Source organism: Synechococcus sp. BDU 130192 (assembly GCF_963876085.1).
Taxonomy (GTDB): domain Bacteria; phylum Cyanobacteriota; class Cyanobacteriia; order Cyanobacteriales; family MRBY01; genus MRBY01.
Window position 1 is genome coordinate 254,412 of the sequence record NZ_CAWNNO010000033.1, and the last position, 22,561, is coordinate 276,972.

The following is a 22,561-nucleotide window of genomic DNA, read 5'->3' on the forward strand; positions in this document are numbered from 1 at the left end:
CAACAAAAACGCTGTAAAGTCCAAGGCGATCGCCAAATTTTGGGGATAGATTTTCTGTCCCCTTTTTGGTGCGCTACATTTGCCTTCTGGGAAAAAATCAGTCAAGATGAATGCGTCATTTCAGGGATGAATGTGAAGAATTAAGATGGCGGCAAAATTCGGCATGATTGGCGGCGGTGTTATGGGAGAGGCCCTCCTCGCACGGCTCCTCAAGGAACAAATTTACTTGCCAGCAGACGTGATTGTGAGTGAACCTGTGGCGGAGCGACGGGCCTATTTACAGCAGGAATATCAGGTGGGTGTCACGGCCAGTAACCAAGAAGCGGCGATCGCCTCTGAGGTTCTGATGTTGGCAATCAAACCACAAATTTTTAATCAAGTCGCCACTGAACTCCAAGGCCAGCAGCTAGAAACGCCTCCCCTGGTGTTGTCAATTCTTGCTGGGGTGACCCTGGCTCAGTTACAAGACGGTTTTAGGGACTATCCAGTGGTGCGGGCAATGCCGAATACACCGGCGATTATTGGCCAAGGGATGACGGCGATCGCCCCTGGGGATCGCGTTTCAGAGGCCCAGGTCGCCCTCGCAAAACAAATTTTTGGGGCTGTGGGTGAAGTGGTAGCAGTACCAGAGTCTCTGATGGATGCGGTAACTGGACTTTCTGGCTCTGGCCCGGCTTTTGTGGCCTTGATGGTAGAAGCCCTGGCCGATGGCGGCGTGGCGGCAGGTTTGCCCCGGGCCACAGCCCAACAACTCGCCCTCCAAACGGTCAAGGGAACGGCGGAATTACTCCAAACCTCCGGCTTACATCCCGCTCAACTCAAAGACCGGGTGACCAGTCCGGGGGGCACTACCATCGCTGGTGTTGCGGCCCTTGAAGCCCACGGGTTTCGCTCAGGGGTCATTGCTGCTGTTACCGCGGCGAAGGCCCGTTCTGTCGAGTTAGGCCAAGGATGAAGTTACTGCAGGTACTAGATGCGGCGATCGCCGGTGTTGATCTCACGGTTGAGGCCGGAGTATTCCTCCTTTCCCAAACGGAGCCGGAGGCCATCGAAAGTATCCGCATGGCGGCTGATGCCCTCAGACAAATGCTTTGCGGGGAAACCGTTACCTATGTGGTGAACCGCAATCTAAACTTCACTAATATTTGTGAGCAGCACTGTCACTTTTGTGCCTTTCGACGGGATGCGGGAGATCCAGATTCTTTTTGGCTCGATCAAGCACAACTCCAGGAAAAAGCGGCGGCGGCCTGGGCGGAGGGAGCAACGGAACTGTGCATCCAGGGGGGGTTAAATCCCCAGGCGAAACGTAATGGGCGATCGCTCGACTATTACCTCGATTTGGTTGCTGCTTTGAAGGATGCTTTTCCGGGTTTGCATCTCCACGCCTTTTCTCCCCAGGAAATTGAATTTATTGCCCGCGAGGATCAGCTGTCCTTCCAGGATGTAATCATTGCCCTCAAGGATGCTGGTGTTGGTTCCCTACCGGGTACGGCGGCAGAAGTCCTCGACGATCAGATTCGTCGTCAAATTTGCCCCGAAAAGTTAAAGGCGGCAACGTGGCTAGAAATTGTCAGTACAGCCCATCACCTGGGACTACCGACCACCAGCACAATGCTCTGTGGCCACATCGAAACACCATTGCACCAGGTACAACATTTAGCCCAGATCCGGCAACTGCAACAACAGGCGATCGCCGAGGGTAAACCCGCTAAAATTACCGAATTTATTCTGTTGCCCTTCGTCGGTCAAGCCGCGCCCCAGGTACTCCGCAAAAAAGTGGGCCGAGATCAACCGGATCTACAAAAAACCCTGTTATTAACGGCAGTGGCGCGTCTCTTTCTTGGCAAATGGATCATCAATCACCAGCCGAGTTGGGTCAAACTGGGCTTAGGGGGGGCCACCACTGCCCTCCGTTGGGGCTGCAATGATTTGGGCGGCACCCTCATGGAAGAGCACATTACCACCATGGCTGGGGCCCAAGGGGGAACCTGTTTAACGGTCTCTCAATTACGAACGGCGATCACCTCAGTGGATCGCCTTCCCGCAGAACGTAACACCCTCTATCAGAATCGACATAGCCGTCGGGGGAGCTCAGCCGATATGATCTAATGGGAAGATAAGTAACGATAAAAATTTTTTAATTACAGTCCGCTAAAAGTCCAAGTTTTTTTTGATCGATATTTTTTTAGGAGAATCGCACAATGGATTTGGTCGCACTCCAAAGCCTTTTAGATAACACTTCTTTTTTGGTTCTTTTCTTGACGATGCTCCTCTATTGGGGCGGGGCTGCGTTTCCGAACATTCCGGGCTTAACCGGTTTAGGCACCCTCGGCGTGGCGATCGCCAATCTCTGCATGGCCACCCTCCTGGGAGCCCGTTGGTTAGAAGCCGGCTATTTCCCCCTTAGTAATCTTTATGAATCGCTCTTTTTCCTCGCCTGGGGGGTAACCACCATGCACCTCGTCGCCGAATGGATGAGTCGCAGTCGTTGGGTCGGTGTAATTACTGCTCCGGTTGCCATGGGGATCACGGCCTTTGCTGCCCTATCGCTCCCGGCGGAAATGCAAAATTCTGCCCCTCTCGTCCCGGCTCTCAAATCTAACTGGCTGATGATGCACGTCAGTGTGATGATGATCAGCTATGCCGCACTCTTGGTGGGATCTCTATTGGCGATCGCCTTTTTAATTGTCACCAAAGGCCAGAAAATTGAATTGCGGGGCAGTTCCGTTGGTAATGGCAGCTATCGACTCCGCCAGCCCCAAAACACCACCGACGAAACCCCAGTGACCGTAGTCGCTTTTCAGAAAACCGAACCCCAAAGTAACGGTAATACCGCCGTCCTAGCATCCCCTGACCTCCAGCAGCTCACTACGACCCCAGCTCTCAGTCCCCAGATGTTGAGCCTTGCCGATACCCTCGATAACATCAGCTACCGCATCATTGGCCTAGGATTTCCGCTTTTGACCATTGGGATTATTGCCGGTGCCGTTTGGGCCAACGAAGCCTGGGGTTCCTATTGGAGTTGGGATCCCAAAGAAACCTGGGCCCTGATCACTTGGTTAGTTTTCGCCGCTTATTTACACGCCCGTATCACCCGGGGTTGGCAAGGTCGACAACCCGCCTTTCTCGCAGCGGCAGGTTTTTTAGTCGTTTGGGTATGTTATCTAGGGGTCAATATTCTTGGTAAAGGATTGCATTCCTACGGTTGGTTTTTCTAAAAATCCGTAAATTTTAAAGAGAAAAAGACATTTCCGTAGGAAAAGCCCGATTAAAATAAGACACAAAGGCGGGAATTGTGATCAATCCGCCCGAACCCTCTTTTAGCTTGATGACCTAACTATTTTGACACTGTGGGGAAATAACCGTGAGCAAAAACTTTCAACCACTGAGCAACGGTGAAGTGCTGTCGATTAATAGCGAATCTCGTTTTGTAATCGGCCATAGCACTTTTCGCGTTGACGAGTTCGCCGCCGCCTTAAAGCAACTCTTGCTAGAACAAGGGTTGGGGGGACTCACCGAAGAAACCGTTGATTGGTTAACGGATAACGGCATTGAATGTGATGTGCTGCGGTTTGGTGCCTCTGGTTGGGTCAAAGGAAAAGTCAGGCTACACCTTGAATTTGCCGAAGAAGACGGTGGGGAGGCAAGCGCAGACCCAAAGCCTAAGGCAGCTGCCGATCTCCTTCCTTCGGTAGCTGCCAGTGATTTCCCTAGTGCGACTGCCTCTACGACTTCTGAATCAGAATCAGACTTTGATGATTTGGAACTAGAGTTTAACGAAGCAGAATTTGCTGACCTTGGTTTGGATTTTGATGATTCTGAATCTGATACCCCAGAGACAGATCTACCAGACCTTGACCTGCCGGACATGGAGGTCGAGCCCCAAGATATTAGTGCAGATTTAGAAGATTTAAATCTAGCAACTGCCGATGGTGCTGATTTCTCTGATCAGGATGACCTCGATGATTTTGAGGCCCTTTTTGAAGAATCTAGCGACACAGCCGAAGCAGACTTGGCAGAACCAATCGACGACCTTGATGATCTGTTCGGGGAAGAAGACTTTGATTTTGATGCTGCTGTTGCCGAAGTAGAACCTGAAATTCATGGGCCTGACACGGCATCAGAGGAAACTGCGGGAGTCACTGATACCTTCTCAGAAGACCTAGACTCAGAGGAGTTAGAAGAGGCGCCAGACTTTGCCGAGACAATGACTCCTGAAGCAGATTTTACCGGGATCGCCCCAGAAGCTGATCACGGTGAGGAGAATATCTCGACTAGCACCTCAGAACCCGTTGAAAAGTCCACCGTTAATGGTAAAGAAACCATTGTTTTTCAAGAGACTCTGGTGCAGCCGGATGAAGAGTTTTTAGAAAATATTTTTGATCAAGAAACTTCTGAATCCCCAGAGCAACAAGCTTCAGAGGCAGAAGCTGAGCTTCAAGAAACCGATGATTTAGAGGCATTATTTGCGGAAGACACACCAGCTAATGCGCTAAATGAAGCAATTTCTGACGAAGATCTCAATGATTTGTTTGGTGATACAGAAGAGGGAGATTTTGATCTTGATTTAGATTTAGATGAATTTGCCGACGACGATGAGCCAACTGCAATCACCGTCGATAGCATTGAAGAACAGGAAATGGCCCTTACAGACCTGTTTGATGAACCGGAACAGATTCCAGAGGAAGACGATTTATTCCAATCCCTATTGGAAGAGAGCCCAACCCCTGAGACTGGTGATTTAGAAACTTTAGATCTACCAGAAGATCTACCGGAAATGGAGACAGAAAGTACTCCTGAAGCCCTAGAAACAGATTCTCTTGAGGCCCCTAATCCCTTTGGAGAGGTGACAGAAGATCAAGCACCAACCCAGGAGGATGTTTCAGAGGCGGATGATCCGTTTGCGGTGTTTACAGGTCAGGACGCCGAAAGTCTAGATGATCTGTCAGGGGATTTGGAGTTGTCTTTAGATGAGGCAGAAGAGCCATTATCCGAGGATAGTGATCTCGATTTAGACGATCTTTTTGATGACTCAGAAGTTTCAAGTACCCAGAATACCCAAGCATCGGAGGATGATCTGGGCCAGTTTATCAATGTTGCGATGTTTCGTAAAAAGCCATAAGCCTGGATACGAAGGTAATGATCCTATGGGCGTATTAGTAGATCGATGATTCCATGAACTGGAGTCCTTTACACGCGCGGCTACACCAACATTTGAAGGAGTCAAATTTATTGCCTGCAGGGGCCAAGCTCATCATGGCTGTCTCCGGCGGGCAGGATTCTGTGTGTTTAAGTCGGTTGATGCTGGACTTACAACGCCATTGGCAATGGTCCTTGGCGATCGCCCATTGTCACCATGGCTGGCCCGGTGATGAAGAGATTGCCGCCCACGTACAAACTCTGGGGGCACAATGGCAGTTACCTTTCTACCTCTGCCGCGCGGCGTCTTCTCTTCCAGAAACAGAAAATGCGGCACGCCGCTGGCGCTATGACACCCTAACTCACTTAGCAGAACAACTCGATCAGGCCTATGTGGTGACGGGTCATACCCAAAGTGACCGTGCCGAAACCCTAATATATAACCTGGTGCGGGGGGCGGGGACGGCTGGTCTAGGCAGTCTCACCGAACGGCGATCGCTCTCCGATAAGGTCAAGCTGGTGCGTCCTTTGTTGACAATTACGCGACAGGAAACGGGGGAATTTTGCCGACAATTTAATCTGCCTGTGTGTCTTGATCCTTTCAATCAACAAATGCGCTTTAAACGCAACCAAATACGCCAGCAAATCTTGCCCCATTTACAGACATTAAACACCCAAGCCGATAAACACCTTGCCCAAACAGCTCTCATTTTGCAGGATGAAAATGACTACCTTGAGGCGATCGCCCAACAATATCTCCAGCAAGCCCTAACTCCCCAGCAACATCTCCATCGCCTTGTCCTACAGCCCTTACACATTGCCCTCCAACGCCGGATTATCCGGCAATACCTCCAGCGGATTTTGCCCAAAATGCCCACCTTCGCCCAAATTAGCGCTACAGTCGAGTTGATCCATGGCTGCAATGGCGATCGCCTCAGCACTTTACCCGGTAAAATTCAACTGCAAGTCATGGGAGAATGGCTTGTGCCGGAAGCACTAAAATCAAATTTACCCAAACCAACTAATAATCAAGATCATTATCCGCCGCAGACCAAAGACTATTAATTCCGTAGATTTAGGGAGTCTTTGGAAAGAATTTAAAAGGTTATCTTCCCTGGTTTTTCAGTAGTTTCACGGAGTTTTGTTGAAGATTCCGTAAAAAGTAGTGAATTTTGATAAAAATCAATACTATTTCGGATCTACCTATGCCAATATTATGATCACGAACAGTACAACTGATGGATGTTAGGGGTATCTAAATTTATCTTTCCCAAAATCCTCCCTTAGTCTCGCATTAATTTTGAAGTTTTTCATCAGAAAAATAGCGTATCTTTTTTAGTTTGCTCCAATCCATTTCTCAGTAATCGCTTGACCATTAATCTGGCCGAAAAATAATGGAACCTACGACGACAAAAGTTAGTGACAATATTAAGTCAAAAACCCTGGAACTGTTACAGGAATATCGGCAGTCCCAAGATGTCAAAATTCGTAATCAGATTGTAAGTTTAAATATTGGCTTGGTTCGCAAAGAAGCCCACCATTGGTCGAGACAATGTAGCGAAAATTTTGATGATCTCATGCAGGTGGGGAGCTTGGGTTTGCTCCGGGCCATTGAGCGATTCACCCTAGAGCGGGGCAATGCTTTCAGTTCCTTTGCGAATCCCTATATCCGTGGTGAAATTCAACATTACCTGCGAGATAAAAGTTCTACTGTCCGTATTCCCCGCCGAATGTTGCAATTGCGGCAACAGTCTAACCGCTTTATCCACACTTTTCGCCAAGAACATAATCGACAACCCTCTGCCATCGAAATTGCTGAACACCTCAACATTTCTGTAACTGAATGGCAATCCATTAATCTGGCTTATCAAAACCGTGATCCTGTCAGTCTTGATGTTTCTGTAAAAGCTGACCAAGGGGAAAATACTTCTTTAGGAGATCTGGTTCCGGATCCGGGTTACAAAAGCTTTCAACTGGCCATTGAAGATCAAATTCGCATTCAACAGGGCCTTGCTCAACTCGAAGAACATACCCGCAAGGTATTGGAATTTGTTTTTCTCCACGACCTTACCCAAAAAGAGGCCGCTGACCTACTAGGAGTGAGTGTTATTACCGTGTCACGGCGGATTAAAAAAGGGATTAATTCCCTTAAGAAAATCCTCGGTGGTGATTAGTTAGAGGCTTATATTTTGGAGGCGATCGCGGGGTTTAAAAGAATTAAGCGCCCGGAGCTTCTCATAACACTCTTTTTCCGCTTCGGTGGGTGCAGCAGGGATAGCAATCTCAATTTTGACAAGCTGATCTGTGCGGTTTCCCTTTGGTTTGGGCCAGCCCTTGCCTCGGAGTCGCAGTGATTGTCCTGATTTAATCCCTGGGGGAATTTTCATCGTCACCATACCATCCGGCGTTGGGACGGCGACAGATGCCCCTAGCACAGCCTCATCGGGGGTAATGGGTAAAGTACAGATTAAGTTATCCCCTTCAAAGTGGAAAAAGTGATGGGCCTGGAGCTGAACAATTAAATACAGATCACCCCTCTGGCCACCCATGGCACTGGGAGAACCTTTGCCCTTGACACGGATTTTATTGCCGTTGGTTACTCCTGCTGGGATTTTGACTGTAATTGTCTCTGTGCCTAGGCTCAACCGTTTTTCAACACCGCGAAAGGCTTCGGACAATGTCAGTTGAATATTTGCTTCTCGATCGGCGCCTTGGGTTGTACCACTCGCTGCTGTATTGAAACCAAAATCACTGTAGGGATTCCCTGTGCCTCTTTGCCCAGCACCCGCTGCGGCTCGTCCGAGTAAATCGTTAATAAATTCATCAAAGCTGCCAAAATTACCAAAGTCGAAGTTACTAAAGTTCTCAAAATCGACGTTTACGCCAGCACCATAGGGACTACCGCCCCCGCGAGCCGCCTGTTGCCAGTATTGGCCAAACTGGTCATATTTTTGCCGTTTTTCTGGATCAGAAAGGACTTCGTATGCTTCACTAATTTCCTTAAACTTCGCTTCAGCGGCATCATTACCTGGATTGCGATCAGGATGGTATTGGAGAGCGAGCTTGCGAAACTTTTTCTTAATTTCATCGGCAGAGGCACTTTTACTGACCCCAAGGATGGAATAGTAATCTTTAAAATCCGTTGCTGCCATCGAAATTAAGCCTCCTTGCGGGGGTCATGATTTACTACACCATAGAATAGCAAATTGCTCTGCCAAGAATGGTTTGGTTTTCCCGATGGTGCGTTGTTAGATTTCCGTATTGGAAGCGGTTTTAATTAAAAGGCTTCACGCATATAAGCGCCCCACAGTTTAGCCGCGTATGAGCTCCCGCCCCGGGTTGGACTATTATCGTCGTTTCCCAACCAAATGGCCGTTACTAAATCTTGGGAGGGGACATAGCCAACAAACCACAGGTCAACATTACTGTTCGTTGTTCCTGTTTTGCCGGCTTCATCAAGGCCCAGACGGGCGGCGGAGCCTGTGCCCCCTTGAATCACTCCCTGGAGCATACTGGTCATGGTGCGGGCGGTATCGCGGGAAATGACCTGTTCTCGGTGGAGATCGGCGCGGTTACTGAAATCGTAGAGTAAATGACAGCTATCAATAGTTTCACCAGTACAGTCGCTGCTATCAAAAATCCGACGGATGGCGTGGGGTTTATTCCAGGTGCCGTCGTTGGCAAAGGTCGCATAGGCCCCTGCCATTTCTAAAACAGAGACTTCACTTTCTCCCAAAATCAAACCAGGGGAGGGTCTCAGTTGTGAGTCTACGCCTAATTGTTGGGCAAAGTTAATGACGCCATCTAACCCCACTGTCTGGGCAATGCGCAGGGCGATCGCATTTTCTGATTGGGCCATGCCGCGGAACATATCGGTACTGGCGGTGCTGGTGCGCTCACAACCACGGTATTGTTGTCCTTGCCAATTGAGAGGCGCACAGGAAAAAGAAGTGTAGGGGGAAATGCCTTGTTCAAGGGCGGCACCATAGCCAAACACTTTAAAGGTTGAACCTGGTTGTCGTTTCGCCTGGACGGCGCGATTAAATTGGCTTTCGGCATAATCTTTGCCGCCAACCATGGCGAGAATTTCACCCGTGTCGCTATCGAGGGTGGCGATCGCCCCTTGGGAAAATCCAACCTGGGTGCCATCCTGCTCAATGGAGGCCTTGAGAGCCGAGGCCGCTTTCTGTTGCATCGTGATGTCCAGCCCCGTTTCGATGTAGAGATTCCCCATTTTTAGGGCATCTTCCCCCAGTAATTCCGTCAACTCCTGCTGTACATAGCCATAGAAATAAGGAGCGGCATTGTTCGATAGCGAACGGCGGGCTTCTTCACTTAAACGCTCTTCGATGGGCGTCAACTTTGCCTGACGTTGTTCTTGATCGGTGATCATCCCTAACTTGTGCATCCGGTCAATCACAAGATTGCGCTGTTCGCGGGATTTATCCGGATCAACAATGGGATTAAAGGCATTTGGGGCGGGCAACATGGCGATCAAAGTCACAGATTCCAGCAAATCGAGGTCTCGGGCTGACTTGTCAAAATAAAACTGAGCCGCATCCTCAAAACCCGATTGGCCTACCCCCAGGTAAACCTTGTTTAAATACAGCAGCAAAATTTCATCTTTACTGAAGAAAGTTTCCATCTTCAAGGCGACAATTATTTCCCGCAATTTACGGCTGGCACTTTTTTCTCGCCCCACCTCTGGAAATAGACTCCGGGCCACCTGTTGCGTAATTGTACTTGCCCCTTGGGTCGCACTTCCCCGTAAAAGAGCCACCCTGATCGCCCGCGCAATCCCAATGGGATCAATGCCTGGGTGCCAATAAAAACGGGCATCCTCAGAAGCCATTACCCCGTTTTTTAGGTAAGGTGAAAAATCCTTGAGCCGCTGCAGTTCCCGATGGCTATCGGTAGTAACAGGATTAATTGCGGTCTCTCCGTCCCGGGAAAAAATCACGACAGGGCCTGTAACGCCGGAGGGAAGAGGATTTAAAGGATATTTTGTCCATTGCCATAGCAAGAATAGGGTCAAGAAACCGACGAAGCCACCACCGCTTAACAGACTATACCGAATAATTTTGACCCAGACCGGCATTTCATAACGGTAGGTCAAACAAGCGGCCTGGGCTAATTCGGGGGGCGCAAGATGAATCACGTCACCATGGCGGAGGGGAAAATGTTTAACTTTACGCCGATTGACATAAATACCATTAGAAGAGCGTTCGTCATGGATGAGGTAATGGCGCGGATTTTCGGGATCTTTACTAAGTGAAAAATGTTGGGCACTCACCGTTTCGTTGCGGATGGTGATGTCTTGGCTCGAACTCCGGCCCCCTGTGTGGCGATCGCCAATCAACGGAAAAGGTTGTGTCTGGCCTTCAATGTGTAACTCAGGTACGCGAGCACCAGGCTTGAGGGTATGCTGCCCAAAGTGAACCATCGTGTTGAAGGCTTGGGTGACCATCTGTCCCAATTGTGTTTTTGGAGGTTGGGGATTTTGTTGGGTCATCGCGAGTACCACCACAAAGAGACACTGAAAATACAAGATCTAGGGTAGTCAATTTTGGCGTGAAATTTAGACTTCGTTACCCATTCGTGAACCAAATTTTTGCCAATGACCCCAGATTTTGCCAAAAAAATAAGAGGCCGTTAATCGACCTCCCCAAGTCAAACCCAAAAACAGATAGACACTTGACGATTTGTATTTAGGTCAAACCAGTATTGGTGCCGGGCTTACCAGTTGCCAGTTGCACCTTAACAATCTTGCCGCCCATCTTCATGATGCGTTGTTGCTCACGGAACCAATTGTCGTAGGGAACCAGCTTGGTGAAGTATGTATTTTGTAATTCACGCTGTGTCCGAATTCGGCTTTGGCTTGGTACACAGGCCGTAATTTTAAACATCCGCATAGCTTAATGATCTCCTTAAAAGTTTTTGAACCCAGTCGTTTATCTGAAAGAGTTTTATTATCAAGGCTGATATAGCAAAGTTCGGAAGTCGCAACCCAGATTCTAGATCCCCAAAACTTGTACCCAGATAAACCTAGTAAAAGCTTATAAAGAGCTAGACAGTGAGCGCATACCTCCGAACTCAATTGGGTTACTACACCATTTGCATCCGACAGATGCGAAGCATTAGCTTAAGCCAGAGCAGATGTAGTCGAAGTAAACACCCATTTCACGGCCAGCGTCAGCACCGACAAGACCAGCAGTGACTTCTTTCATTGCTTGGATTGCTTGAACAGTAGAACCAACGGGTACACCGAGGGAGTTGTAGGTTTCTTTCAAACCGTTGAGCACACGCTCATCGAGGATGGAAGGATCGCCAGCAAGCATTGCATAGGTTGCATAGCGGAGGTAGTAGTCGAGGTCACGAATACAAGCAGCGTAACGACGAGTGGTGTACATGTTGCCACCAGGACGAGTTACATCGGAGTAAAGGAGAGACTTAGCAACAGCTTCCTTTACAATTGCTGCAGCGTTAGCACTGATGGTGCTAGCAGCACGGACACGGAGAGCACCAGTTGTGAAATAAGCCTTGAGCTTATCCATTGCACTGCCATCAAGGTACTTACCTTGGACGTCAGCAGAGTTGATTACAGAAGTAATTGCGTCTTGCATTGTTATAATTCCTTATCTTAGTAGGTCTTAACGAAGTTCCAGAGGGTAAAAACCACTATGGAGAAAGTAATCAAATTTTATGATTACTCCATTGCTCCGATGACATAGTCAAAGTAAGCACCAGCTTCAGCTGCATCGTCGCCAGACATCATGCCAGTCGCAACAGCTTTCATTTCACGAACGGCCTGAGCAACCGCATCAACGGGAGTGCCCAAGGACTTGTACATTTCGCGAACACCAACAAGACCGATTTCTTCGATGGGAGTTACATCACCAGCAACGACACCGTAGGTGATTAGACGGAGATAGTAGTCCATGTCACGGAGGCAAGTTGCAGTCATTTCTTCGCCGTAAGCGTTACCGCCGGGAGAAACAACGTCGGGGCGCTTCTGGAAGAGGGCATCACCAGCAGATTTGATGATGCGCTCACGGGAGCCAGTCAGGGTTTCAGCGATCCGAAGACGGCTTTCACCAGAAGTAACAAAAGCTTTGATGCGATCGAGTTCACCGGGGCTGAGGTAACGAGCTTCAGCGTCGGCATTCACGATGGATTTCGTGACAATACTCATCTATGGATTCCTCCTCTAGATATGAGACTAAATAAAGTAAATAATTACCAGATTTTAGGTTTAAACTGGTTTTTTATCAAATGAATGGTGGCTTTCTTTAATTTGCTTTATATTGCTCAAATTAAAACCAACATTGTGGGTGTGTGAAGCCCCTAAGCGTCCGGATTACTACCTAAATGTTTCATCAGAGAAATAAGCCGACACTGTCCTAGGTTTTCCTACAGCCATCCGCAAATATTTTGCGTTACTGTGTCACCTCTCCTTGTTGTTTCGTAACAGTTTTTAACATCTACAGGGGCTAAGGGGGATCTTGGGTTGAGTGCTGTCCTGAGGGACTAGAGCTGGTATTTTTCTCAGGTGCTGGCAGGTTTACTGAAAAATAGACCTCGAATTTTGGACTTTGACACGCATGGAAATGCCAGGATTGGGGGGTCGATGCCGAAAGCCAATGGTTTTTAGAAAAGACTGAGTTGTTCTGGTTCGGGGGTGAGCTCCTGCCAGGGAAGGGGCGGCACTGGAATCTGGGCCTGTTGTAGTTGTTCTTGGAAATAGCGGGCATGGCCGGGGGAGTGATCTTCGATGGGACAGTGCATGAAGAAATAGATGGAGTGGCCAGCGGCATACCATTGCTGAATCTGCTGGCACCATTGCTCAAAGTAGGGCTGATTTAAGGAACGTTTGGGATGGCTGATAAAACGGACAATGGCTTTCTGGTTCGTTACTGTTGGGATCAGCGGCACTTCTGGTTTGGGGCGTTGGGAATGGGCCTGGGGGTTATCGGGGCAATTGTAAATGGGGCGGGTATCTAATAGAACTTTACTCACACTGTGGTGAGCGAGCAGGGTGTCAAGGCGCAGGCGATGGGACGTCTGAAACCAGTCGAGGTGGCGTACTTCTACGCCTAGGGTGACGGAAGAATCTGCTAGAGCGAGTAGAAATGCCTGTAGATCGTCGTAGTAATTCGGGGAATAGTAAGGGGGAAGCTGGGCAAAGATACAGCCTAGGCGATCGCCTAAAGGTGCAACCCGGTCGATAAACGCTTTTGCCTGGTCTAATTGAGCCATTAACGGGCCTTGGTGGGTCACGGTCTGGGGAAATTTCAAACAAAAGCGGAATTCAGGGGGCGTTTGTTCCCGCCAGCGTGTCACAGTTTCGGCGGATGGCACTGCATAAAACGTCGTATTTCCTTCTACGGCATGGAGGCGATCGCCATAGAGTCTCAAAAAATCCTTCGCAGCACTGCCCCTTGGGTAAAAATCCCCTAACCAACCCCGGTAGGCCCAGACTGCACACCCCAAACGAAATTCCTGTACCACGAAGACATTTCTCCCTACTGCTAGTTTGGCTGTCCCTGATTTTTACTGATTTTATCTAGAAATCCAGACAAACAAGTATTTTTACTCATTGCTTTGTTCACTTTGAGCAACTTCTTGGGAGAAGAATCGCTAAAAACGAATTGACGCAATCACACAGTTGTCAATAATTGTTTACAATATGTAATAGTTGGCCGGGCATTTCTGCATCAGTAGAAATTCAGCCCAGTATTAATTGTCAAAACTGTTCAGGAGATAACTATGTTTCCAACAAATAACGAACTCTCATTAGAACAACAATTCAGTCTCCGTTCCTTCGAAAGCCAAGTGCAACAGATGAACCGTGAGCAAGCCCTAGAGCACCTCGTGAAACTTTATGAGCAAATGCTCTCACGGGAGAATATGTACAAAGAAGTGATCAAACACCAATGGGGACTCTAGAGGATAATCCAAATGCTGGAAACAGCACTAATAGTCCGATTTATTCCGACTAAGAGCATCCACTGGTGAACGTGAATATTTTTCACTGGCCTCCTTCTCAAGCCTGATCACAACAGCATCACGCTAGGGATGTGGGGGTAGGGAAAAAATTCCAAACGATTTATTGACTTGCAGTTCAACTTCTTCGGGGAGAAGTGCTACCGTAAAGAAAATTTTGATTCTTAGCCCACAATTTTTAGCGATATTGCCATGTTTCATAGCGCCTTAGTCTGTACAGATTTTTCCGATGGCTTAGATCGACTCACTGGCTGCATCGCAAATCTGGTACAGGGAGGACTATCCCGGATTGTTTTTTTCCATAGTGTGCCCCTCTGGACAGAAGGCAATATCCCCCGCATTGACAAAGAAAAAGTTGCCGCTGCCCAAGCCCATCTTTCCAAGGCCCTCACCCAGGTGCCGGCTGGTGCAGATGTCAAAGTAGAAATTGTTTCTGGGAATGCCCTCGATAATATTCCCCAAGTCCTTGAGCAATATCAATGTGATGTCATTTTGGTGGGCACCCCCATCAAAAATTTAATCCAGGAAAAAATGTTTGGTAGTACAAGCCTGGGTCTGATCAAGTCTCTGAAAAAGCCGATCATGATCCTCCGACCCCAGATTGTCTCTACCTATACTTGTGAAGAGTTGGCACTGCGTTGCCGCCATCTGTGGCGATATCTGCTGCTTCCCTACAATGGCAGTGATGAGGCGAAATATCTAATTGAACAGGTGAAGACTTTTGCGAAAAATGCGCCCCAAGGGGCGATCGCCAATTGTTTTTTGTTGTCTGTCCTTGATAATTCTGGTATCCAGCGCATTCAGATTGAATATCTCCAAAAAGAGGCCGAGGAAAAACTCGCGAAGGTCAAAGGAGAGCTAGAAGCCTTGGGGTTAACGGTCAAAACCGCCGTTAAAATTGGCAATCCCCTCAGTGAAACCCTCGACATTGCCGTCAAAGAAGATATTAGTGCGATCGCCATCGCCAGCAAACCCCGCAATCAACTCCTTGAACTCACGGTACATAGCTATGCGAGCGATTTGTTGCACCGCAGTTGGTTCCCGACCCTATTTTTCCCGATGTAGGTAATCCGGCATCAAAATAAAGGCGATCGCCCTTGCCGCAATTTAGACCGTGGATTTTGTGGAAAATCAAGGGATTTCTGGAGAAAAACTCAAATGTAACGAATTGCAAAGTATAATGAACAACATCTAATTTTTAGTTGTCGTTCGTTAGAGTAGGAAGCCCTTCACCATGCGAGTTGCGATCGCCGGAGCCGGATTAGCAGGATTATCCTGTGCGAAATACCTTGTTGATGCAGGACATACTCCTATTGTCCTCGAAAGAAGAGACGTTCTCGGTGGCAAAGTCGCCGCATGGCAAGACGAAGATGGAGACTGGTACGAAACTGGTTTACACATCTTTTTTGGAGCCTATCCCAATATGCTCCAGCTCTTTAAGGAACTCGACATCGAAGATCGTCTGCAGTGGAAAGAGCATACGATGATCTTCAACCAGCCTGATGCTCCCGGTACCTATTCCCGGTTCGACTTTCCCGATCTGCCTGCCCCCATCAACGGTGTGTTTGCCATCCTCCGCAACAACGACATGCTCACCTGGGAAGAAAAAATCAAATTTGGCATCGGCTTAATTCCGGCGATGGTACAGGGCCAGAAATATGTCGAAGACATGGATCAATATTCCTGGTCCGAATGGATGAAGAAACAAGGAATTCCTGAGCGGGTCGAGAAAGAAGTTTTCATCGCCATGTCCAAGGCCTTGAACTTCATCAACCCCGATGAAATTTCTGCCACCATTCTGCTCACCGCCTTGAACCGCTTCCTCCAAGAAAAGAACGGCTCAAAAATGGCTTTCCTCGATGGCTCTCCCACCGAACGCCTCTGCAAACCCATCGTGGACTACATCACTGAACGGGGCGGCGAAGTCCATCTCAACCGTCCCCTCAAAGAAATTCAACTCAACGAAGATGGCTCTGTAAAAGGCTTCCTGCTGCGTGGTCTAAACGGTGCCGAAGACGAATTCTTTACCGCTGATGCCTATGTATCAGCGATGCCTGTTGATCCTCTCAAGGTAATGTTGCCCAAGCCTTGGAAAGAAATGTCCTTTTTCCAGAAACTGGATGGTCTCGAAGGCGTCCCGGTAATCAACCTGCATATGTGGTTTGATCGCAAATTAACCGATGTAGATCATCTCCTCTTCTCGCGATCGCCTTTATTAAGCGTGTATGCGGACATGAGCAACACTTGCCGCGGCTACTACAGCGACAAATCCATGTTAGAGCTGGTCTTGGCCCCCGCAAAGGACTGGATTAGCAAGTCCGATGAGGAAATCATCGCCGCCACCATGGAAGAATTGCAACAACTCTTCCCCGATGACTTTACGGGTGATAATCAAGCCAAACTTTTGAAGTACCATGTGGTGAAAACTCCCCGCTCCGTTTACAAGTCAACCCCCGGTCGCCAAGATCACCGTCCCTCCCAGGAGACACCCATCTCCAACTTCTTCCTCACTGGGGACTACACAATGCAGCGCTATCTCGCCAGTATGGAAGGGGCCGTCCTCTCCGGGAAACTCACCGCCCAAGCTGTTGCGAAAGCGGCTGAAACCACCCTTGCTGACCAGGCCACCACTGTTTCCGTTGCCGCATAAAATCAGTCCGTGGGAGACTTCTTGACAAAATTAAGATTAATTTCCCATTTGACTCGTACAATGCGACAATCATTATGGCTTTTTTTGCCCACGGGGAGGCCCGGAAACGACTCCCCAGACACTTCGCCCGCAACGCATGCTGCAATTGTCTAGACTTCAACCTTCCCCACCCACTGCCTCGTCCTTCATCTCCCGTGAAGAGGCCTACGAATATTGTCGTACTGTTACGGCGATGTATTCTAAGACGTTTTACCTAGGCACCCTCCTCATGCCCAAGGAAAAACGCGAGGCAATTTGGGCCATTTATGTCTGGTGTCGTCGCACCGATGAACTGGTTGATGGGCCAGAAGCGGTTAATACTACCCCAGAAACCCTCGATCAATGGGAGCGGGATCTCGAATCTGTATTTGCGGGGCAACCGGTTGCCGATCCAGATGTGGCCTTGGTGGATAGCCTGAATCGCTTTCCCCTCGATATCCAGCCCTTTCGGGACATGATTGCTGGGCAGCGCATGGATTTGTATCGCAGTCGCTATGAAACATTTGAGGACTTGGAGCTCTATTGCTACCGAGTCGCTGGGACTGTGGGCCTGATGTCCGGGGCGGTCATGGGTTTAGAAAATCGCACAAATACGGCCCCCTGGAATCGTCAAAGTCAGTCTCAGATGCCGACGGAAGAGGCGATCGCCCTGGGGATTGCCAATCAACTAACGAACATTCTCCGGGATGTGGGGGAAGACCGGGGTCGTGGTCGCATTTACCTGCCCCTAGAAGATTTAGCGTTATTTAACTATTCCGAAAAGGACTTGTTCGCGGGAGTCATCGATGAGCGGTGGCGATCGCTAATGAAATTTCAAATTAAGCGGGCCCGCCATTACTACCAAATTGCCGAGCGAGGAATTCGGTCGCTCCATCCCGATGCCCGCTGGCCGGTGTGGTCTGCCTTGATGTTGTACCAAGGGATCCTCGATATCATCGAGAAAAATGACTACGATGTCTTTAACCGCCGCGCCTATGTGCCGACGGCCAAGAAAATGGTTTATCTGCCCGTCGCCCTACTGCGATCGCAAGTGTTGTAAACCATTAACGTCAACGGATTTTTACTGAAGCCAAGAAAAAGGCGATCGCCAAGTTTTATTTGTTACTCTCCGATTAGGCGATGAATCTGCTGCAAAAAATCATCATAATCAACCACTGGCTTAGAAATATACCCCTCAGCCCCACTCTTGCTCAGGAAGGTTTCGCGATCGCCTTGCATCGCGTGGGCTGTCACTAAAATCACTGGAATTTCCTTCGTCTGGGGATCTGCTTTGAGCATTTGGGTAATCCGAATTCCATCCACTGACTCCCCTTCATAGAGACTTGCCGTTAGGGAAACATCCATCATCACCAGATCAACCTTTCCCGCTGATGTTAAGGCCATAATTTCCCCGACATTCTCAGAGCAGAGCACATCAAACTGGCCCCGTTTCTGCAAAATTGTGCTGAAAACACGCACATTAATCGGATCATCTTCAACTATCAATATCGTGGCCATAACTACTTTCTTGAGATTAGGGACAACTGCAAACAATCAATTCTGGGATTCACTATGGCGTAATCACTGGGGTCTTGCGGGCCATTGAGCAGAAGCACAATATATCATCTCTGCCACCTCGATTATTACCCCCTTAAATTAAAGACATCGCGTAACTTATTTCTACCCAAAGCAAAGCGAATCCATAACAATGTTTTTTGCGACAGAGAGCCCTATGCCTTTATGGTGAAAAAGATGCAAACGCTTGTAAAGATTTAAGAATCAACAGTATATTCCTTGAAAACAGCGTTCCCCATTATTGTCCAATCAGCATAAATTCATGGCACAACAACTCGATCTGCTCCAGTCCGGTCACATTATCCCGACAGCGCTCCATGTGGAAATGGAACAGTCCTATATGGAATATGCGATGAGTGTGATCGTCGGACGGGCATTGCCGGATGTGCGGGATGGTCTTAAACCAGTGCATCGGCGGATTTTGTATGCGATGTATGAGTTGGGCTTAAGTCCGGATCGCCCTTACCGCAAATGTGCGCGGGTGGTGGGGGATGTGTTGGGGAAGTATCACCCCCACGGCGATCAGTCCGTTTATGATGCGTTAGTGCGGTTGGTGCAGGATTTCTCGACGCGCTATCCGTTGTTGGCGGGACATGGAAATTTTGGTTCGATTGATAATGATCCGCCGGCGGCGATGCGGTATACGGAAACGCGGTTATCGCCCGTGAGTTTTGAGGCGATGTTGGCACAGATTAGTGAGGATATTGTTGATTTTACGAATAATTTTGATGGGTCGCAGCAGGAGCCAGTGGTGCTGCCGGTACAGTTGCCGATCTTGCTGCTGAATGGCTCTTCGGGGATTGCGGTGGGGATGGCAACGAATATGCCGCCGCACAATTTGGGGGAAGTGGTGGATGGGTTGATCGCTTTGATTGATGATCCAGAAATTGAGGATGAGAAGTTATGGGCAATTATTCCTGCGCCGGATTTTCCGACAGGGGGAGAAATCGTTGATCTCGCTGGGGTGCGCGACGCCTACCGGACGGGACGGGGCATTATTCCGATGCGGGGCATTGTCCATTTGGAAGTGCTGCAGGTGGGGCGGAAACGGAAGCGGGATGTGAATGCGCTGGTGGTGACGGAACTGCCCTATCAGGTGAATAAGGCGGCGTGGATTGAAAAGATCGCGGATCTGGTGAATGATGGCAAGATTGCGGGGATTTCGGATATTCGGGATGAGAGCGATCGCCAAGGGATGCGGGTAGTGATTGAACTGAAGCGGGATGCGGAACCGGAGAAGGTTTTGAAGCTGCTTTATAAGAAAACGGCGTTACAGTCGAATTTTGGGGCAATTTTGCTGTCTTTGGTGAATAATCAGCCGCGCCAGTTGTCGTTAAAGGCGATTTTGCAGGAATTTCTTGAATTTCGAGAAGAAACGGTCACTCGGCAATATCGGTATGAGTTAGAGCAGAAGGAAACGCGGCAACATTCGGTGGAGGGGTTATTACTCGCGCTGAATAATTTGGATGCGGTGATTGATATTTTGCGGAATGCGGCGGATGGCACGACGGCAAAACAGCAGTTTCAGGCGGCATTGGGGTTTAGTGAAAGTCAGTCGGATGCGATCTTGGCGATGCCGATGCGACGGTTAACGGGCTTGGAACGGCAAAAACTGGAACAGGAGTCTACGGAACTGGCGACGGAGATCGCCAAGTTAAATAAGTTGTTGAGCGATCGCCACGAATTACTCAAGGCACTAAAGCGGGAATTGCGCAGTTTAAAACGGAAATTTGCCGACCCGCGTCGCACCCGTTTACCGGATGTGCCATCCCCTGAACCGGAACCTGTTACAGTCGAGGCGGAGCCAGACACCCCCGCAGCGACCCCGAAGAAAAAACGCCAATCCCGCAAAAAGGAGGAACCTGTGCTTGCCCTCCTGCCGCAACTAACGGAGACTTCCCATGTGGCGATCGCCGCGTCGGGGGGAGTGTATTGGGGTAATGATGATGCGGGGCTATTGGACGAGGAACCGACCATTTTTAAGGTGCAGATTGGCACGCAGGAAAATTTAATCGTCTGCACCGATCAGGGGAAAGCTTTTCCGGTGGCGATCGCCGATTTACCCTACCAAGAACAGCGGGATAAGCCCCAATTAATCGATTTATTACCAGATCATGCCCTACGGGATGACCATCAGCCGATCACCCAGTTTTTACTGCCCGATAATTTAGCAGAGTACGATTTACTTTTACTTACAGCCCAAGGACGGATTAAACGTCTCCCGGCGATCGAACTCGAAAGTTTCACCAGTCGCGGCTTGAGTCTGATCAAGCTCAAGGATAAAGACACCCTCAAATTCGCCTGTTTCGTGAAGGGGGGTGAACAGGTGGCGATCGCCGTCAGCAGTGGGCGGGTCTTGCATTTACCCGTAAACGATCACGAAATCCCTGTCATGGGCAGAACCTCCCAAGGGAACCAAGCCCTGCGCCTCCGCTTTAATGAGCAAATTGTCGCCTGTGTTCCCTGCCAACGGCACAACGAACTTTACTTAATCTCCGAGGAAGGCTACGGCAAAAAATTAGCCGCCAGCAGCTTACGGCTCGGTAAACGGGGTGACATGGGCAACCATGTGATGCGCTTTGAATCAAAAACTGATCTGCTCCTCACACTTTTCGTTCCCGATCAGCAGGAATCCCTGTTGGTAAAAGATTCCCAAGAAAACCTCGATCTATTGCCCTTCGGTAAATTCAACCTCGCCGAAAAGGATAGCGCAGGACAAAGACTGGTGAAATTAACTGGGGGCGATCGCCTCGTTAATTGTTATCTGAGTGGGTCGTAGAAGCCATAAAAAAGAGGGGATAAATTTCCCCTCCGTGGTCATTGCCCTTGAGCTTGTTTTTGAGCATTTTATTGCGTTTTTTTAGTTGCCGTTGACGGGCCGCGCCGCCTTTGCCTTTGTCGTTACGACCCCGACGCCGGGGACTTTCCCAACTTTTGATGCGCATCGGATTAATGGTGATTTTTTAAACTTCTTTTTTGACAATAACACAAATGGCCTAGATTTTTCTGCGCGGCCTAAAACTCAGCTATGGGTTAGACTTTCAGCCTATGATAAAAACGACTTTTTTCTGGGAGATTATAGTGCGATCGCCGTTTCGAAAAGCACAGGTTTTATTCACCACCTACTACGCCTACATGGTGGAATATCGGGCCGAGCTATTTTTTTGGGTGCTCAACTCGTCCCTACCGATTATCCTGTTGGGGGTCTGGACAGAAGCCTCGAACCAAGTGGAGTTGCCCCTGTCTGCGATTGAATTTGCCCGCTACTTTATCGCCGTCTTTTTTATTCGCCAACTGACCCTCGTCTGGGTGATCTGGGAATTTGAAAAGGAAGTCTCCCAGGGAAAATTGTCCTTTGCTCTACTCCAACCTATTGATCCCGTTTGGCGACATTTTGCGAGCCATGTGTCGGAACGATTTGCGCGCCTGCCCTTTAGCATTGCCCTGGTGCTCTTGTTTTTTGCCCTTTATCCCCAGGCATTTTGGGTACCGAGTTTGACCCAGGTATTGCTCTGTATTCTGACGGCGGCGATCGCCTTTGGTCTGCGTTTCCTCCTGCAATACACCTTTGCGATGGCGGCCTTTTGGGTGGAACGGGCCAGCGCCATCGAACAAATTTGGTTTTTGTTTTATATTTTCTTCTCTGGCTATATCGCTCCCCTGGAAACCTTTCCGCCCCTCATGAAGGAAATTGCCCTGCTGACCCCTTTTCCCTATGTGGTGTACTTCCCCTCGGCGATCTTGATGGGGTTGCCGGTGCGTCTCACCGAAGGCTTCATTGTCATGGGCGTCTGGAGTTTGATTTTCTATGGCCTAAATCGCTACTTTTGGCGTAAAGGTTTGAAACATTATTCCGGCATGGGTGCGTAGGAAGCTTAACTTTTGTTGAGTTTTATTGATAGCTATAAAGTCCGGTTCCTATGATGATCGAAACCCCAGGGGGTTTAAAGATTGACAAATTTGAAGGAGCCACCATGCGCTACATGGAAGATGAAGACGGTAAGCTGAATAATTTTGCCCAAGAGCCCAAAATGTACCAAGCAGAGGCAAAAACAGCGAAAGAACAAAAAAATTTGCTGGTTATTGGTGTTCTAGGAGGCGTACTTGTGGCGACCCTCATCGGTGTCACGGTGCTGATCTCCGGTTAGGGGTCTGGTCTGGTGGCGAAGGAAGTCA

Annotated in this window: 21 protein-coding genes; 13 read left to right on the forward strand and 8 right to left on the reverse strand. The window is 48.9% G+C overall.

Annotated elements, in window-relative coordinates:
- Positions 1-145 precede the first annotated feature (145 nt).
- The 6 genes from proC (at position 146) to AACT35_RS09865 (ending at position 7,313) form a co-directional block, all read left to right on the forward strand.
- Positions 146-955: a pyrroline-5-carboxylate reductase gene (gene proC / locus AACT35_RS09840; protein WP_099240813.1), complete on the forward strand. Its 810-nt coding sequence runs from the start codon at positions 146-148 to the stop codon at positions 953-955.
- Positions 952-2,109, forward strand: coding sequence for a 7,8-didemethyl-8-hydroxy-5-deazariboflavin synthase subunit CofH (gene cofH / locus AACT35_RS09845; protein ID WP_099240814.1), 1,158 nt, complete (start codon positions 952-954; stop codon positions 2,107-2,109). The genes proC and cofH overlap by 4 nt, the downstream gene beginning before the upstream one ends.
- Before the next feature lie 92 nt (positions 2,110-2,201).
- Entirely contained in the window at positions 2,202-3,218 is a 1,017-nt protein-coding gene (gene ccsB / locus AACT35_RS09850; RefSeq protein ID WP_065716720.1) for a c-type cytochrome biogenesis protein CcsB, read from the forward strand.
- 146 nt (positions 3,219-3,364) lie between these two features.
- Positions 3,365-5,122 (forward strand): KGK domain-containing protein, encoded by a 1,758-nt coding sequence (locus AACT35_RS09855; protein ID WP_158227981.1) that lies wholly within the window; start codon positions 3,365-3,367, stop codon positions 5,120-5,122.
- Positions 5,123-5,175: 53 nt separating this feature from the next.
- On the forward strand, positions 5,176-6,204 hold the full coding sequence (tilS, locus tag AACT35_RS09860) for a tRNA lysidine(34) synthetase TilS (RefSeq protein ID WP_099240818.1): 1,029 nt from the start codon (positions 5,176-5,178) through the stop codon (positions 6,202-6,204).
- 329 nt (positions 6,205-6,533) lie between these two features.
- A complete protein-coding gene (locus AACT35_RS09865) occupies positions 6,534-7,313 on the forward strand; it encodes an RNA polymerase sigma factor SigF (RefSeq protein ID WP_012307534.1) in 780 nt (259 codons plus the stop codon).
- Here AACT35_RS09865 and AACT35_RS09870 read toward each other — a convergent pair whose 3' ends face one another.
- From AACT35_RS09870 to AACT35_RS09895, 6 genes are all read right to left on the reverse strand, one after another.
- Entirely contained in the window at positions 7,314-8,291 is a 978-nt protein-coding gene (locus AACT35_RS09870) for a DnaJ C-terminal domain-containing protein (RefSeq protein WP_099240820.1), read from the reverse strand.
- Between the two features lie 125 nt (positions 8,292-8,416).
- Positions 8,417-10,651: a PBP1A family penicillin-binding protein gene (locus AACT35_RS09875; RefSeq protein ID WP_099240871.1), complete on the reverse strand. Its 2,235-nt coding sequence runs from the start codon at positions 10,649-10,651 to the stop codon at positions 8,417-8,419.
- A 196-nt stretch (positions 10,652-10,847) separates the two neighbouring features.
- On the reverse strand, positions 10,848-11,051 hold the full coding sequence (locus tag AACT35_RS09880) for a phycobilisome linker polypeptide (protein WP_012307538.1): 204 nt from the start codon (positions 11,049-11,051) through the stop codon (positions 10,848-10,850).
- Positions 11,052-11,276: 225 nt separating this feature from the next.
- The gene (gene apcB, locus AACT35_RS09885; RefSeq protein WP_012307539.1) at positions 11,277-11,762 is read right to left on the reverse strand and encodes an allophycocyanin subunit beta; all 486 of its coding nucleotides are present in this window, start codon (positions 11,760-11,762) and stop codon (positions 11,277-11,279) included.
- 83 nt (positions 11,763-11,845) lie between these two features.
- Entirely contained in the window at positions 11,846-12,331 is a 486-nt protein-coding gene (locus tag AACT35_RS09890) for an allophycocyanin subunit alpha (protein ID WP_012307540.1), read from the reverse strand.
- Between the two features lie 455 nt (positions 12,332-12,786).
- Complete coding sequence (locus tag AACT35_RS09895) at positions 12,787-13,647, reverse strand: DUF72 domain-containing protein (protein WP_099240822.1); 861 nt, start codon at positions 13,645-13,647, stop codon at positions 12,787-12,789.
- 258 nt (positions 13,648-13,905) lie between these two features.
- Here AACT35_RS09895 and AACT35_RS09900 point away from each other — a divergent pair, with 258 nt between their 5' ends.
- From AACT35_RS09900 to crtB, 4 genes are all read left to right on the forward strand, one after another.
- Positions 13,906-14,085: an NblA/ycf18 family protein gene (locus AACT35_RS09900; RefSeq protein WP_030006436.1), complete on the forward strand. Its 180-nt coding sequence runs from the start codon at positions 13,906-13,908 to the stop codon at positions 14,083-14,085.
- A gap of 249 nt (positions 14,086-14,334) precedes the next feature.
- Positions 14,335-15,207, forward strand: a complete 873-nt coding sequence (locus AACT35_RS09905) for a universal stress protein (protein ID WP_012307544.1) — start codon at positions 14,335-14,337, stop codon at positions 15,205-15,207.
- A 169-nt stretch (positions 15,208-15,376) separates the two neighbouring features.
- Positions 15,377-16,792 (forward strand): 15-cis-phytoene desaturase, encoded by a 1,416-nt coding sequence (gene pds, locus AACT35_RS09910; RefSeq protein WP_099240824.1) that lies wholly within the window; start codon positions 15,377-15,379, stop codon positions 16,790-16,792.
- A 136-nt stretch (positions 16,793-16,928) separates the two neighbouring features.
- A complete protein-coding gene (gene crtB / locus AACT35_RS09915; protein WP_012307546.1) occupies positions 16,929-17,870 on the forward strand; it encodes a 15-cis-phytoene synthase CrtB in 942 nt (313 codons plus the stop codon).
- A gap of 62 nt (positions 17,871-17,932) precedes the next feature.
- On the opposite strand, the gene AACT35_RS09920 is transcribed toward crtB, so the two are convergent.
- Positions 17,933-18,328 (reverse strand): response regulator, encoded by a 396-nt coding sequence (locus AACT35_RS09920; RefSeq protein ID WP_012307547.1) that lies wholly within the window; start codon positions 18,326-18,328, stop codon positions 17,933-17,935.
- 319 nt (positions 18,329-18,647) lie between these two features.
- On the opposite strand from AACT35_RS09920, the gene AACT35_RS09925 reads away from it, so the two are divergent.
- On the forward strand, positions 18,648-21,164 hold the full coding sequence (locus AACT35_RS09925) for a DNA gyrase/topoisomerase IV subunit A (RefSeq protein WP_173867259.1): 2,517 nt from the start codon (positions 18,648-18,650) through the stop codon (positions 21,162-21,164).
- Here AACT35_RS09925 and AACT35_RS09930 read toward each other — a convergent pair.
- Positions 21,139-21,330 (reverse strand): hypothetical protein, encoded by a 192-nt coding sequence (locus AACT35_RS09930; protein WP_099240828.1) that lies wholly within the window; start codon positions 21,328-21,330, stop codon positions 21,139-21,141. The two genes, AACT35_RS09925 and AACT35_RS09930, sit on opposite strands and share 26 nt — an antisense overlap.
- Positions 21,331-21,433: 103 nt before the next feature.
- Here AACT35_RS09930 and AACT35_RS09935 point away from each other — a divergent pair, with 103 nt between their 5' ends.
- Both AACT35_RS09935 and psb34 read left to right on the forward strand, forming a co-directional pair.
- A complete protein-coding gene (locus AACT35_RS09935) occupies positions 21,434-22,255 on the forward strand; it encodes an ABC transporter permease (protein WP_254048077.1) in 822 nt (273 codons plus the stop codon).
- Positions 22,256-22,305: 50 nt separating this feature from the next.
- Entirely contained in the window at positions 22,306-22,533 is a 228-nt protein-coding gene (gene psb34, locus AACT35_RS09940) for a photosystem II assembly protein Psb34 (RefSeq protein ID WP_099240830.1), read from the forward strand.
- The last annotated feature ends 28 nt before the right edge of the window (positions 22,534-22,561 follow it).

What these genes read in the sequence shown, in the direction of transcription:
- psb34 (WP_099240830.1), top strand. Translation starts at nt 22,306, where the DNA reads ATGATGATCGAAACCCCAGGGGGTTTAAAGATTGACAAATTTGAAGGA.
- AACT35_RS09890 (WP_012307540.1), bottom strand. Translation starts at nt 12,331, where the DNA reads ATGAGTATTGTCACGAAATCCATCGTGAATGCCGACGCTGAAGCTCGT.
- AACT35_RS09880 (WP_012307538.1), bottom strand. Translation starts at nt 11,051, where the DNA reads ATGCGGATGTTTAAAATTACGGCCTGTGTACCAAGCCAAAGCCGAATT.
- crtB (WP_012307546.1), top strand. Translation starts at nt 16,929, where the DNA reads ATGCTGCAATTGTCTAGACTTCAACCTTCCCCACCCACTGCCTCGTCC.
- AACT35_RS09900 (WP_030006436.1), top strand. Translation starts at nt 13,906, where the DNA reads ATGTTTCCAACAAATAACGAACTCTCATTAGAACAACAATTCAGTCTC.
- cofH (WP_099240814.1), top strand. Translation starts at nt 952, where the DNA reads ATGAAGTTACTGCAGGTACTAGATGCGGCGATCGCCGGTGTTGATCTC.
- AACT35_RS09870 (WP_099240820.1), bottom strand. Translation starts at nt 8,291, where the DNA reads ATGGCAGCAACGGATTTTAAAGATTACTATTCCATCCTTGGGGTCAGT.
- apcB (WP_012307539.1), bottom strand. Translation starts at nt 11,762, where the DNA reads ATGCAAGACGCAATTACTTCTGTAATCAACTCTGCTGACGTCCAAGGT.
- ccsB (WP_065716720.1), top strand. Translation starts at nt 2,202, where the DNA reads ATGGATTTGGTCGCACTCCAAAGCCTTTTAGATAACACTTCTTTTTTG.
- AACT35_RS09930 (WP_099240828.1), bottom strand. Translation starts at nt 21,330, where the DNA reads ATGCGCATCAAAAGTTGGGAAAGTCCCCGGCGTCGGGGTCGTAACGAC.
- pds (WP_099240824.1), top strand. Translation starts at nt 15,377, where the DNA reads ATGCGAGTTGCGATCGCCGGAGCCGGATTAGCAGGATTATCCTGTGCG.
- proC (WP_099240813.1), top strand. Translation starts at nt 146, where the DNA reads ATGGCGGCAAAATTCGGCATGATTGGCGGCGGTGTTATGGGAGAGGCC.
- AACT35_RS09905 (WP_012307544.1), top strand. Translation starts at nt 14,335, where the DNA reads ATGTTTCATAGCGCCTTAGTCTGTACAGATTTTTCCGATGGCTTAGAT.
- AACT35_RS09920 (WP_012307547.1), bottom strand. Translation starts at nt 18,328, where the DNA reads ATGGCCACGATATTGATAGTTGAAGATGATCCGATTAATGTGCGTGTT.
- AACT35_RS09935 (WP_254048077.1), top strand. Translation starts at nt 21,434, where the DNA reads ATGATAAAAACGACTTTTTTCTGGGAGATTATAGTGCGATCGCCGTTT.
- AACT35_RS09865 (WP_012307534.1), top strand. Translation starts at nt 6,534, where the DNA reads ATGGAACCTACGACGACAAAAGTTAGTGACAATATTAAGTCAAAAACC.
- AACT35_RS09925 (WP_173867259.1), top strand. Translation starts at nt 18,648, where the DNA reads ATGGCACAACAACTCGATCTGCTCCAGTCCGGTCACATTATCCCGACA.
- AACT35_RS09875 (WP_099240871.1), bottom strand. Translation starts at nt 10,651, where the DNA reads ATGACCCAACAAAATCCCCAACCTCCAAAAACACAATTGGGACAGATG.
- tilS (WP_099240818.1), top strand. Translation starts at nt 5,176, where the DNA reads ATGAACTGGAGTCCTTTACACGCGCGGCTACACCAACATTTGAAGGAG.